The organism is Catenovulum agarivorans YM01 (assembly GCF_000281085.1).
In the GTDB taxonomy this organism is placed as follows: Bacteria; Pseudomonadota; Gammaproteobacteria; order Enterobacterales; family Alteromonadaceae; genus Catenovulum; species Catenovulum agarivorans.
Map to the genome: position 1 here is coordinate 231,577 of NZ_JH767527.1, position 13,031 is coordinate 244,607.

At 39.4% G+C, this 13,031-nt stretch carries 9 protein-coding genes and 1 riboswitch; of the genes, 6 read left to right on the forward strand and 3 right to left on the reverse strand.

Features of this window, described 5'->3' with window-relative positions:
• Window positions 1–18 precede the first annotated feature (18 nt).
• Window positions 19–2,535, forward strand: coding sequence for a glycoside hydrolase family 3 protein (locus tag WSC_RS0111135; protein WP_016956006.1), 2,517 nt, complete (start codon window positions 19–21; stop codon window positions 2,533–2,535).
• Between the two features lie 99 nt (window positions 2,536–2,634).
• Window positions 2,635–3,801: a XylR family transcriptional regulator gene (locus WSC_RS0111140; RefSeq protein WP_016956007.1), complete on the forward strand. Its 1,167-nt coding sequence runs from the start codon at window positions 2,635–2,637 to the stop codon at window positions 3,799–3,801.
• Window positions 3,802–4,106: 305 nt separating this feature from the next.
• On the opposite strand, the gene WSC_RS0111145 is transcribed toward WSC_RS0111140, so the two are convergent.
• Complete coding sequence (locus tag WSC_RS0111145) at window positions 4,107–4,898, reverse strand: short-chain dehydrogenase (RefSeq protein WP_202802001.1); 792 nt, start codon at window positions 4,896–4,898, stop codon at window positions 4,107–4,109.
• Window positions 4,899–5,364: 466 nt separating this feature from the next.
• Here WSC_RS0111145 and WSC_RS0111150 point away from each other — a divergent pair, with 466 nt between their 5' ends.
• Together WSC_RS0111150 and WSC_RS0111155 are read left to right on the forward strand one after the other, a co-directional pair.
• Entirely contained in the window at window positions 5,365–6,390 is a 1,026-nt protein-coding gene (locus tag WSC_RS0111150; protein WP_016956009.1) for a DUF2817 domain-containing protein, read from the forward strand.
• Entirely contained in the window at window positions 6,375–7,121 is a 747-nt protein-coding gene (locus tag WSC_RS0111155; RefSeq protein WP_016956010.1) for an alpha/beta fold hydrolase, read from the forward strand. The genes WSC_RS0111150 and WSC_RS0111155 overlap by 16 nt, the downstream gene beginning before the upstream one ends.
• A 24-nt stretch (window positions 7,122–7,145) precedes the next feature.
• Here the strand turns inward: WSC_RS0111155 and WSC_RS22565 are convergent, their stop codons facing one another.
• Entirely contained in the window at window positions 7,146–8,369 is a 1,224-nt protein-coding gene (locus WSC_RS22565; protein WP_016956011.1) for a hypothetical protein, read from the reverse strand.
• Window positions 8,370–10,469, reverse strand: a complete 2,100-nt coding sequence (locus tag WSC_RS0111165) for a TonB-dependent receptor plug domain-containing protein (RefSeq protein ID WP_016956012.1) — start codon at window positions 10,467–10,469, stop codon at window positions 8,370–8,372.
• 110 nt (window positions 10,470–10,579) lie between these two features.
• Window positions 10,580–10,809, reverse strand: a riboswitch (cobalamin riboswitch).
• Between the two features lie 204 nt (window positions 10,810–11,013).
• Between WSC_RS0111165 and WSC_RS0111170 the strand changes: the two genes are divergently transcribed.
• Both WSC_RS0111170 and WSC_RS0111175 read left to right on the forward strand, forming a co-directional pair.
• Window positions 11,014–12,210 carry an amino acid aminotransferase gene (locus WSC_RS0111170; RefSeq protein ID WP_016956013.1) on the forward strand — a complete coding sequence of 399 codons (1,197 nt, stop codon included), beginning with the start codon at window positions 11,014–11,016 and terminating at the stop codon, window positions 12,208–12,210.
• Between the two features lie 139 nt (window positions 12,211–12,349).
• Window positions 12,350–12,934 carry a hypothetical protein gene (locus tag WSC_RS0111175; RefSeq protein ID WP_016956014.1) on the forward strand — a complete coding sequence of 195 codons (585 nt, stop codon included), beginning with the start codon at window positions 12,350–12,352 and terminating at the stop codon, window positions 12,932–12,934.
• Window positions 12,935–13,031: the final 97 nt, after the last annotated feature.

A 13,031-nucleotide genomic window follows, 5' to 3' on the forward strand; every position in this document is an offset into this window, starting at 1 on the left:
TTAAAGGTTTTTTAATCAATGAACAAAGTTTTTTCACTCAAACAGGTATTGGTCGCAATGGTTGTTGGAATTAGTACACAAGCTTGTACATCAAAGTCGCAAATTGACGGTACTGATGACGCTTCGGTTTGGCCGGTAGCTAAAAGCCCAGTCGTCGTTAGCGACAGCAAAAATCAGCAGGTTAATCAGTTATTAGCCAAAATGACTGTAGAAGAAAAAGTTGGGCAAATTTTGCAAGCAGAAATTCAGGCAATAACCCCTGAGCAAGCAAAAGAATACAACATTGGTTCTATTTTAAATGGTGGTGGCTCAACGCCAAACCGCAAAGAAAAAGCGCAACCACAAGACTGGTTAGCAGCGGCTGATGCTTATTATGCAGCATCTACAGATACCAGCGACGGTGGTGTTGGCATTCCAATTATTTGGGGGACAGATGCAGTTCACGGCCATAACAACTTAACTGGTGCGACTATTTTTCCGCACAATATTGGTTTAGGTGCAACACGCAACCCAGAGTTAATTGAAAAAATTGGTCAAATTACCGCAGCAGAAGTTCGCGCAAGTGGCATTGAATGGGTATTTTCACCAACGGTAGCGGTTGCTCGCAACGACAGATGGGGCAGAACTTACGAAAGTTATTCGGAAGATCCTCAATTAGTTGCTGACTACGCTTTTGCCATGGTTGAAGGTTTGCAAGGCAAAGCCAATACAGATGAGTTTTTATCAAGCTCGCGTGTATTAGCAACAGCTAAACACTTTTTAGCGGATGGCGGCACTGAAGAAGGTGACGACCAAGGCAATGCAGTGATGAGCGAAGCCGAATTAGTTAAAGTACATGCGCCAGGTTATTACACCTCAATTGAGGCGGGCGTACAGTCGATTATGGCGAGTTTTTCTTCGTGGAATAGCGAAAAAATGCACGGCAACGAATATTTATTAAACCAAGTATTAAAGCAAAAAATGGGCTTTAACGGTTTAGTGGTAGGCGACTGGAATGGCCATGGCCAAGTACCGGGTTGTACTAATGACTCTTGCCCTCAGTCGATTAACGCGGGTGTTGATTTAGTCATGGTGCCGTACGACTGGAAAAACATGTATTACAACACGCTTGAGCAAGTTAGAAGTGGCGAAATTTCAACGCAACGCTTAGACCAAGCGGTTAAAGCCATTTTAATTGTAAAAGCACATTTAGGTTTATTAGATACAGTAAAACCGTCTGAGCGTGCAAAAGCGATTAATGTAACACCAGGTTCAGCAGAGCACAGAGCCATAGCTCGTCAATCAGTGCGTGAAAGCTTAGTGTTATTGAAAAATAACAATCAAGCATTGCCACTGTCGCCAAAACAATCATTTGTTATAGCTGGTCCAGCTGCTGACGATATAGGTTTTCAATCTGGTGGTTGGAGTGTTTCATGGCAAGGCTTAACTGGCGCAAATGATAAATTCCCAGGTGCAACTTCTATCTACCAAGGTTTAGCAAAACAAATTAAAGCTGCTGGTGGTAAAGCTACTTTGTCGCAGGACGGTAGCTACACAAGCAAGCCGGATGTAGCAATTGTTGTATTTGGTGAGCCACCTTATGCCGAAGGTCAAGGCGACATAAATACCCTTGAATTTGAAGCTGGCGAAAAACAAAGCTTAGCTTTATTAAACAAATTCAAACAACAAGGTATTAAAACTATTGCGGTATTTATTTCTGGCCGCCCTATGTGGGTTAACCCTGAATTAAATGCAGCTGATGCATTTGTCGCAGCTTGGCTGCCGGGCAGTGAAGGTGAGGGTATTGCCGATGTTATTTTAGCGGACAAACAAGGTAAAACTCAGTACGACTTTAGCGGCAAATTGTCATTTTCTTGGCCAGCGACTCCTCTGCAAGATGAACTTAACCTTGCGGACGCTGACTACCAACCATTGTTCCCATTCGGCTTTGGCTTAACTTATAAAGATGCCAATAACTTAGCTGAATTACCAGAAGATGTTGAAGGGGTTGACGACGGCACAGCAAGTCAAATTGATGTGTATGTAGGTCGACCATTACAACCTTGGCATGTGTTTATTAACCAAAACAACTACAAACAAATTTTAAGTGGTGCATTTGCAGAATTACCAAATGGCGAAGTACAAGTAACTACCATAGACAAAGACATTCAAGAAGACGCTTTGTTATGGAAGTGGCAAGGTAAACCTTCAAGCATTTTAATTGAAGGTGGTAAACCACTTGATTTAACCGATTATGCTGCAGGCGGTATCTTGTCTTTCGATATTAAAGTAGACGAAATTCCGCAAGGTAAAGTTGAGTTGGTCTTAAACTGCGGTAACAACTGCCGTCGCACACTTGATTTAACCAGTCATCTGCGCACCTTAGTGGTTCACGGCTGGATGAACGTTAGCGTTAAATTAAGCTGTTTTGCCAAACCAGAAGAATTAGCTGCGGTAAACATTCCGTTTAGCATTGAAGCAAATGGCCAAGGCCAGTTAAGTTTTGCCAATATCCAAATTTTACAGGCGGGTAACGCAAACTTAAGCTGTAACTGATTATTAACATAATTGGTCTTATGATATAGAATCGTGAAAACGTTTTTAGTGACATGGACGTTTATTATAAAACTCGGAGCGTTAACCTAGGTGTGAGTTATGACAGAAGATAAATTCAGTATTACTTTACTTTTTAATGCTAACAAAGTGTTCGACCGTAAGGTGTTAGAAGGCATTGGCATGTATTTACAAACTACTGGCGTTAACTGGGATTTATATTTAGAAGAAGACTTTAGAGGTCGGCTTGAACAAATATACGCATGGCAAGGGGATGGCATCATCGCCGATTTTGATGATCCAGAAATTCGCCGTGCGTTAGAAAATTCAAGCCGTCCTGTTGTTGGTGTAGGTGGTTCGCATTCAAACCAAGCCGATTATCCAAAAGTGCCTTATGTCGCAACGGATAATTTTGAGTTAGTCAACGCGGCCTACACACATTTGCGCCAAAAAGGTTTTTCGCAATTTGCCTTTTATGGAGTGCCCGATCCGCTCGGTGTTATTTGGCCAAAAGAGCGCGAACTGGCAATGAAAGAGTTGGTTAATCGAGAAGGCTATAAATGCGACTTCTACAATGGCCGCATAACCCAACCTGCAAGTTGGCAATCGGCTATGGATGAGCTAGGTCGTTGGTTGTTACGTTTGCCTAAACCAGTCGGAATTGTGGCGGTAACAGATGCAAGAGCACGCCATTTACTGCAAGCTTGTGAGTTGGTTGGGTTAATGGTGCCAGATCAAGTTTCAATTGTTGGTATTGATGACGACGAAGTGGTACGTAATCTACACAAAATTTCCCTGACTTCAGTCAAGCAAGGCTGTGTTGATATAGGTTACAAAGCTGCAAGCATACTGCATAAAATGCTCAATAAAGGCAAAAGATACGAAGAAATTCATCTGATAAAACCCTTAGGTGTGGTTGAACGCGCATCAACAGACTACAAAGCGGTCGACGATCCATACGTGATTCAAGCGTTACATTTTGTCCGGCAGAATGCCTGTAAAGGAATAAAAGTAGAGCAGGTTGCAGATTTTGTTGGGGTGTCACGGTCCAATCTTGAAAAGCGTTTTACCTTTGAACGCGGCCATTCATTGCACAACGAAATACATCAAGTAAAACTCAACCGAGCTTGTGAGCTACTAAAAACAACTAGCTTAGAGTTAAATGATGTTGCTATGCAAAGTGGTTATCCATCACTGCAATATTTATATGCTATTTTCAAAAAACACTTTAGTGAAACACCTAAGCAATATCGGAGTAATTATTCGTAATTGTAGGAGAGGAATAAAGGTTCATACTATTTGCTACTACCAAGTCTGAATCGTTCTACAACTGAGTATTAAAGTATCATACTGTTGTAACTCATTTCTGGACGAAAATGAGTTAGAGCCAACCGGCGGCTCTGCTCCAAAAGCGGAAGCTTATCGCTAGGATAGTTAAGTCGGCTAAAATCAGTTAGCCGACTTAACTTAAATACTGAAACGCCTTACTAAGCGGTTAAAAACAGTGGGCTATTATTTGCGAGGAACGAGCTCAGCCAACTGTTTTGTGTCCGCTCTTGAACGCCTTGTTATGTTTAAATACGACTAGCTAGAGATGCAATTGCCTTCTTTGCTTCAGCTAACTTTTGTTCTCTTCTCATCTTTTCAAGTTTATCATCAAGAATAATTTCTATTCCTAACTTAACGACTGGGAATGCTGCCAGACATTCATTCTCATTTAGTTCATGAATACCTTTACTTAAAATTGAATACATGGACTTATTCTCAACTAAAAAATCTGGCAATTGAGCTTTAAGTAACTCTATTTTTTCAGCCATTCTTGCTGTTTGGTAGTTTGATTCATCCCAACCTTCATCGTTTATCAAATTTCTATGTGCCTCTTCGATAAGAAATTCAAATATCCTTCTTAGGTAAACAAAGGATCCAACCCCTACACCATGTGAAGCTAGCCCAATAGATTTTGTTAATTCTTGAAAGTATCTCTTCTCGAGTACTTTTGAGTATTTTTTAACATCAAATAGATTTAGCGATGCTATTGAAGGTAATTGTCCAATTTTTTGAATCGTCTGACCATCAGCATGGAATAAGAAGAACAAAGTGTGCTTTCTATTCCTACTGCAACCTAATGATATTGAAAATCGGCCTCTATCAACCCATATGCTAGCATCGGTTGTAGTTACGTGATTACCTATGCGCGAAAAAATACTATGTTGATTGCATTCAGGGCAATATGTATCGAGAGTTTCATTAAAGCAGAACAGTTCCCTCCCTTCTTTTAAGTCTTCATTTTGAAAAGTAACTTTTTCATACAGAGGCAAATCAATTAGAAACTCTTTAGGAGTTGGATACTTTGGAACAGTGCTCAAGTTAGACTCCTTAAACATTACAGCTTAATCATCAGAAGTGCGTATAGAACTGTTCAATATTGAGTCTAACAACGCCATTCCAATTCGTTTTAAATTAATAATTTCATAAACTTAAGCCTAGACCAACTAAAATGCAACAATAATTTTAGGGCAGAAATCAAGCCAATCGTCACAGTGAGCCTAATCAAGGGTCGTTATGCAAACTCATTATTATAAAAAACAAATAAAATCATGCTGTTACTTTCTATTGCCACCATAAAACCAATACCTTGTTAAAAACAAAGCGAGAAATAGTTTGAGTTTTGGGTTCATTTTTATTTATAACTGTATAAATAAACATAAAGTTAAATTTGAGACATAATTACTCTCCCACAGTCATTAAACTTTTGTTACCCCATTTAAATGTCACAAAATTGACCTAAACTTATGCTGCAATCTTTCGCTAGGCTAGATAAAAGGGATCTAAGTGAATTTGAAGTTTGTAGACAGTGCGTTGCCCGAATTACGACAACTCGAACATTTATTAGAGCTAGCCTCACCCCATTTAAACAGCCAAGTGCTGGCTAACGTTAGTTATCAAGATCACTTATTGCCCATTCATGCAATTAGTTTAGGTAGTAAAGATACCAGTAAACCAGTAATGACTTTTGTTGGTGGTGTGCACGGGTTAGAGCGCATCGGCAGCCAAGTATTATTGGCTTTTTTAGAAGGTATTATCGGCCGTTTAGCTTGGGATGTATCGCTACATCATTTATTAGAGCAGGTTCGGCTTAATTTTATTCCGTTATTAAACCCTGTTGGCATGGCAACACATAGGCGCTCAAATGGTAACAGTGTTGATTTAATGCGCAATGCCCCGGTTGATAGCCATGAACAAACTGCGTTTTTAGTCGGCGGCCAGCGTATTAGCCCGGTTATTCCTTGGTACAGAGGTAAAGCGGGTGAGCCAATGCAAGTAGAAGCGCAAGCTTTGGTCGATTTCATGCAAAAAGAAACCTTCAACTCGCCATTTTCTTTGGCGCTCGATTGCCATTCTGGCTTTGGCTTGCATGACAGAATTTGGTTTCCGTACGCTCGTAGCCGCTTTCAACCTATTCAACACTTGGGTGAAGTATTTCATTTACGCGATTTGTTGTTTCAAGCTTATCCTTATCATTCGTACAAATTTGAGCCACAAGCAAAACACTATTTGTGCCATGGTGATTTATGGGATTATCTGTACGACCAATCACTTGCGCAACCAACCACATTTCTACCTTTAACGCTTGAAATGGGCTCGTGGCGCTGGGTACGTAAAAATCCCGCGCAGTTGTTAAAAGCAGTCGGCTTGTTTCATCCGATAAAGCCACATAGGGTTAAACGCGTGTTACGCTCACACTTAGTTTTGATGGAGTTTTTTATTCGCGCTTGTGCCTCTTATCAAAACTGGCTGTACGATGGTAAAAGTCTCAATATGGATCAAAAGGCAACTCAGCTATGGTACGACAATTAAATGTATTGTTATTGCTGCGTGGTTTAATTAGAGAGCAGCGCCATTGGGGCGATTTTATCGCTAAGCTGCAACAAGCTTTTCCAGAGCATCAAATTGTATGTATCGACTTACCGGGCAACGGCCAAAACAACCAGTTGAAATCGTTGCCAAGTATTAAAGCCAACGCAGAGTTTGTTAATGCCGAATTAAGCCGATTAAATTTAACTAACGCAAACGTTCACGTGGTCGCAATTAGCTTAGGGGCTATGGTCGCAATTGAGTTGGCGTTAATCACAAAGATCAAATCAATGACACTGATAAACACCAGTGTTGCTGGCTTAATTCCTTTTTACCAAAGGCTGCGCAGCGACAACTACACCAGTATCATTAAAGCGGCTATCAATGAGCCATGTGAACGTGAAAAGCTGATTTTAAAAATGACCAGCGAGCGATATAACGAACCGACCATTATTCAACAAAGACAATATATTGCGTTAGATGCACCAGTTACGATTAAAAACTTTTTACTGCAACTTAAAGCCGCTGCTAAATTTAAGTTAACCGCCAAACCCAATTGTTCAATTCAGCTATTGGCATCTACAACAGATAAATTGGTAAGTTATCAATGTTCAACTGCACTTGCGGAAAAATGGCAATTGCCGATTTATTTAACAGAGCAGGGTGGGCATGATTTAACTTTAGATAGGGCAGATTGGGTACTGGAGAAACTAAAGGGCTGGGTAGCCCCTTAGTTTAACAATACTTATTGAAAGAACTTATTCCGCAGATAGCTCTTCAATAAATGCGATACGAGCGGGATTTAACTCGGTCGTTAAACGGTTAGTCACTAGCGAGTTATCACTTGTATCTACAATATCGATACCAGGATTGTCTGAAGAAGAAACGCTAATCCAAAGTTGGTTTTTGCCATCAACAGCCATATAACCAATACCTTCGCCATTTAACGCAGTAGAGGTTACGTCAGCATTAACAATTTGGCCGTTTTTCGGATTAAATTCGTAAATTGAAGAAACTTCTGGCCAACCCGCAGATACGTAAAAGTAACCTTTGGTTGCTGAAACTATCACAGCTTGTTTGATTGGCGCTTGATTGTTGACGATTTTGTCGGCAGCTATCACTTCGCTAACTTGATAGTTTTTGACATGTACTTTTTCAATTTTACTTTCGCTTAAATCGGTTGAGCTGTATGAAGAGCGCTCGGCAACGTACACATAATCACCAAAAACATCCAATGAACCACCTAATGGATTTACCCCAGATAATGGTATGCCTTTAAACGCATCAGTTGTATCAGCATTGGTTTCTATTTCCATATCTGTTTCTGTGTCGATAACAGCTATATATGCAGTATTAGGTGTCCAAGTCCAACCCTCAATATGCATACGCTGCATTACCACAAATAGTTTTCCGTCGGCAATTACTGCATCAGCGGCATTTGGTGAAGCTTGCTCTGAACCTTCTACAGTGTATGCAGACAGGTCAATCGTGTTTAATACAAAGTCGTTTGCTGAAGTAGGCGTTGGGTCTACAACTAATATTTTGTCAGCACCATAACGAATGACATAACCTTTATCTTTATTTAAAGCGATAAATGTATAAGGATTGCCCGAACTTTGTTCAACCGCCAAATTTGTACTGACACCTAACAAGTTTGTTGTTAAATCATCTTTGTTGTAGAAATCAACAGTATCTATGCTATTTCTACCTATGTGAAAAATGCTATCCAAATGACTAGCAACTGTGTAGTCAGATTTATCTTTAACCATATAACCGTCGGTTAATTCATAGCTGTCTAAATCTTTGTCATAATCAATTTGTGCTACTTGTGAGCTGGAATAATCTGCAGCGACAGTTTGTACCACTGCACCTAGCGTGATAGGTTTTGCTTCTGGTTCGTTTGAACTGCCTGAATCTAAACATGCAGTTAAAGAGAGCGCAGCGGCTGCAATAGCGATATTCAATAGTGATTTTTTTAACACTTATATGTCCTCGATAGTGAATTTAATTTGAAAACTACGCCCTTGAGCAGGACGATTAGCTAAATCTAGATATTGTTTATCGAATAGATTTAAAACCGACAAACTGGCTGAATAGTTACCTTTATTCCATTGGATACTTAGATCTGTGACTTTTTGACTAGCAGGTTCCCCTTTAGGGTTTAACGGCCTGTTGGGCTCAATGAAATTTGTGCGGTTATAGTACAAATCGGAATTGTGTACCGTATCTAAACGCGCCTTAAATTGCTCGCTGATTTGATAACTAAGCCCTAGTTGCAATTGGTTGTGGTAAATAGCTGGAACCTTCTTGTGGTTGTATGCGTCAGTGTCTGATTCAGTTAGGCTATCCATCAAATGTAGGCTCGTCATGGCTGTTAACTTAGTCGATATTTGCCAATCGAATTGACCTTCAAAACCGATGATGGTCGCGTCACTGACATTAGTGTACCTGCCAATTCCACTTGAGTTGTAAGTTACAACAATGGCGTTTTCAAGTTGGCGACGATAAAAATTCGATTGCCAATTAAACTGGCTAAACCTTTGTGCCAAGCTTAATGACGCACTAATCGCTTGCTCTGGTAACAAATCGTCATTACCGGTCAATAAACCTCTGTCACCAAACTGTTCGAACAAGGTCGGCATGCGCGTACCTTGACTAAAATTGCCGGATACAACCAAATTTTGCTTAAATACAGTTAAACTTGAATTCACTAGTCCAACTTCAAAGGTAAAGTTTGCATGGTTTAATTTTTTATCACTAAAATGATCTGTATTATCACTAACCGGTTGTTTTATTTCGTTACTATTAGTTTGTTGTTGATGATTAAATAATAAATGCCACGCAGTTGTTGCTGAATCATTCTTCCATTCAAATCTACTTCCTAGCTCAAACGTGTTTTGGTTAGCAATCACATCACAAGCGCTAATGCCATTACATAGTCTTTGCTCGTCAGTTAAATAGGAGTGTGACTCAAACTCTTGTTTGTTTAGTTTTAAGTATGGGGTGGCGTTTAAGTTAGCTAACAGTGCAGATAAGTTAAGCTGAGCAGTAAAATTAACCGCGTAGTTATCGTCGTAGTAATAATATTTACGATCAATATCAGGCTGAGTTGGGTCAGCATGTTTTCGTTTGTCGTGAAAAACTTCATCCTTAGTTTGGTAATAACTTTCAATTTCCAAACTATCAAACCAATTGCCGCTGATAAGCCAATCGTCTGTTACTGCTAGACGTTTAGTAACAGAGCTTAAGCTAGTTTGATTTGTAGCTAGATTAAACTGATAATTGGGGATGCTTTTATCTTGTTCACCATATTGCAACGAGGCTTTAATCTTGTGACTGCCGACAACAAAACTATCGTTTAAATATAAACTGACTTTTTTAAATTGATTATTACGAGATTTCTCTATTGCTGGTGTAGAAGGTGCTAAAGGGTCTGCGTTCTCAACATATGGTGATTTAACCAAATACTCATAATTATTATCAGAATAAGTGTAACTGACATTAGCACTGACTTGATGGCCAGCAACATTGTGACTAACCAAACCGCTGAATTGCTCATAACCAAATGAGCCAGTACCAGCAGTTAACCTGAGTTGATTCTTAGTTGGATCAAAAGTATTGATGCGAATAACACCACCAATTGGTGTGCTACCTGTACCCAAGGCTTGGCTTTTTGAAACTTCAATACTTTCTATTTGTTCCACTGGAAGTTGGTTTAAATCAAAACCACCAAACTGACTATCATTAATCAACTGGCCATCTATATACACTTGTACTTGTTTATTAGTAGAGCCGCGCACCGAAACTTCGGTTTGATTACCTAAACCAGCAACAGAGCGAATTTGAATACCGTTTATTTTTTTTAAAACATCGGCCGCTGTTTGGCCTATTTCTAAAATGGCTTGGCGATCAATTTTTTGGTAATTACCTGTAGCGTGAAGTTTTTGTTGCTCAACTTCAATGACTTCAATCGGGTTTTCTGTCGCTTGAATTACAAAGCTAACGTGAAAAGACGCAGCCAACAAACAAGTTGTTGTCCTATTATAGATAGTGCCGATTTTATTGGCGTTGCGAAAAAACATGAAAACCTCTGCAGCTGAACAATTGCAGAGAAAGGTGAGGGCATTGCAGTATTATCCTTACTGCATAAATAGTAGAAATATTCCGTTTCCCTAGACAGCCCACCGCTCTCTGGTTATAGCAAAAATAGGCCGGTATCCGGGCTGACAATGCGATAGAAATACATCTACCTGTAATTAATCCCTTCCCATACTGCGTTTTGCAGATACAGTGGATTGATTAATTACTCATTGCTCACCGTTGCGGGGGCAGCGTTGGACTCATCTAAAAGATTCACCAAACTTCCCGTTTAACTTAAGGTTATATTGGAAAAACCAACAAACCTCGAGCACCTAAATTTGTCGCGCACTCTAATCATTTTGTTGTAATAGGTCAAATTTATTTGCTTAAAGCGAACGCATGATGTGCATATATATTCACAATATATAAATATATACCCATTAAATTGCCATTTTTTTGCATGAAAAGTATTAACTTCTAAAATAGTCGTGTATCATATTGGCACTTTTATTTTTTAACTTTTTCATCAACTAGGAAGCGATCTACATGTTTCAACATATGACTGCGTTACCACCAGATCCGTTATTAGGTATTGCTGTAGCATTTCGTGCGGATTCTAACCCTAAAAAGGTAGACTTAGGTGTAGGTGTTTACAAAACTGAAGATGGTAAAACACCAATTTTAACTTCAGTGCAAAAAGCGTTACAAACCTTATTAAATACTGAAGATTCTAAGTCGTACATTCAAGCTCGTGGTAATCAAGCTTTCTTAGATGGTATGGAAAAGCTTGTTTTTGGTGCTGACAATGCATTATTAACATCTGGTCGTGTAGAAAGCTTACAAGCGCCAGGTGGTACTGGTTCTTTACGTATTGGTTTTGAATTAATCAAACGTGGTAACCCAAATGCAAAAATTTGGGTAAGTTCACCAACTTGGGCAAACCATGTCGCTTTAATTAAAGCAACTGGTTTAGAAGTAGCTGAATATCCTTATTACGACAAAACAAACAATCAGTTAAAAGCTGATGAAATGTTAGAAACTTTGGCGCAATTAGGCCCTAACGACGTTGTGTTATTGCACGGCTGTTGTCATAACCCAACAGGTGAAGACTTAACACCTGAGTTATGGACTAAGATCTCTGATTTAGCAGTAGAAAAAGGTTTTGTACCTTTTGTTGATATTGCATACCAAGGTTTTGGTGTTGATTTAGAAACAGACGTTGCTGGCGTTCGTGAATTATTAAGCAAAGTTCCAGAAGCATTAATTGCGACTTCTTGTTCTAAGAACTTCGGTTTATACCGTGAGCGTACTGGTATTTTAACAAGCGTGAGCGAAAGCCCTGTATTAGCGGGTGCTGCTTTGTCTCACATGTTAAACATCGCACGTGAAATTTACTCTATGCCTCCTTCATACGGCGGTGCTGCAGTTGGTATTTTATTAGCTGACGAAGCATTAACTGCTGAATGGAAAACTGAATTAGCTGAGATGTGTTCTCGCATGATCGACTTACGTGCATTATTAGTAAATAAAATCCATGAGCGTGGTGTTGAAGAAGACTTCAGCTTTATCAATCGTCAAAAAGGTATGTTTACTTTCTTAGGTATTACCCCAGAGCAAGTGCAATCAATTCGTGACGAATACGCAATTTACATGGCAGGTAGCAGCCGTATCAATATTGCGGGTGTTTCATCTAGCAATGTAGATTATTTAGCGGATGCAATTGCAGCTACTTTGAAAAAGTAAGCGGCTCAATTTGTAGCTTAACCTACAAACTGCACCTTAGAAAAACCAGATAGTTTTTAATTATCTGGTTTTTTTGTATCTAAAATTCGGGCACACTTAGCTCATTAATTTTAGCGAACAAAAACAATAAGGACTTTCTGTGCTAAAGATAAAAATTATATTTGTCCTCAGCTTACTCATTTCGGTTACAGCTTGCAGTACGCGTGAGGCGGGCAAACAATTTGCCGGGTCAACCGAACAAAGATTAGTCACATATAGTATTAATCAAATTGCCGAAGATTTTGCCAAAGAGCCATTAGAAGAAATCACCAATCAAACGATCCGCTTGCAAAGTCACTTTGTTATTCAAAACCAAGTTGTGGATTATGCTAACGCGCGGATTCAAAACCAATTAACCGAAACTTTTGGAACTAAGTTTGTAGCAAACGATCAGCTATTTGAAACTCCAACCAAATATACGCTAAAACTGTTTTATACATCACTCGGCACAGACAGAGACAGCGCGGGTTTTTCGCTACCAATTATAGATTTAGCCGAACCAGAGCGCAGCACCTCTATTAGCATACTTGCGGTGGATATGTACCATGGTATATCTGAATGCAACTATGTGTTAATCGACACAGAAACCAATCAAGTATTAAAGAAAGGGGCTGTAAAAGCCCGGGTTAGAACTGATAATTTTACTACACCTATTTTTAGCTTCCCTTTGTCAGATATAGATTAGCCATCAACTAAACAAGGTGTTTCGAACCGTTTAACTTCAGTATTATATGAAGTTTTAATGAAACACCTTAACTTTCAAGCAACTGTAATATAAACGT

Coding starts and splice junctions, on each gene's coding strand:
- WSC_RS0111135 (WP_016956006.1), top strand. CDS start 19: ATGAACAAAGTTTTTTCACTCAAACAGGTATTGGTCGCAATGGTTGTT.
- WSC_RS0111140 (WP_016956007.1), top strand. CDS start 2,635: ATGACAGAAGATAAATTCAGTATTACTTTACTTTTTAATGCTAACAAA.
- WSC_RS0111155 (WP_016956010.1), top strand. CDS start 6,375: ATGGTACGACAATTAAATGTATTGTTATTGCTGCGTGGTTTAATTAGA.
- WSC_RS0111165 (WP_016956012.1), bottom strand. CDS start 10,469: ATGTTTTTTCGCAACGCCAATAAAATCGGCACTATCTATAATAGGACA.
- WSC_RS0111170 (WP_016956013.1), top strand. CDS start 11,014: ATGTTTCAACATATGACTGCGTTACCACCAGATCCGTTATTAGGTATT.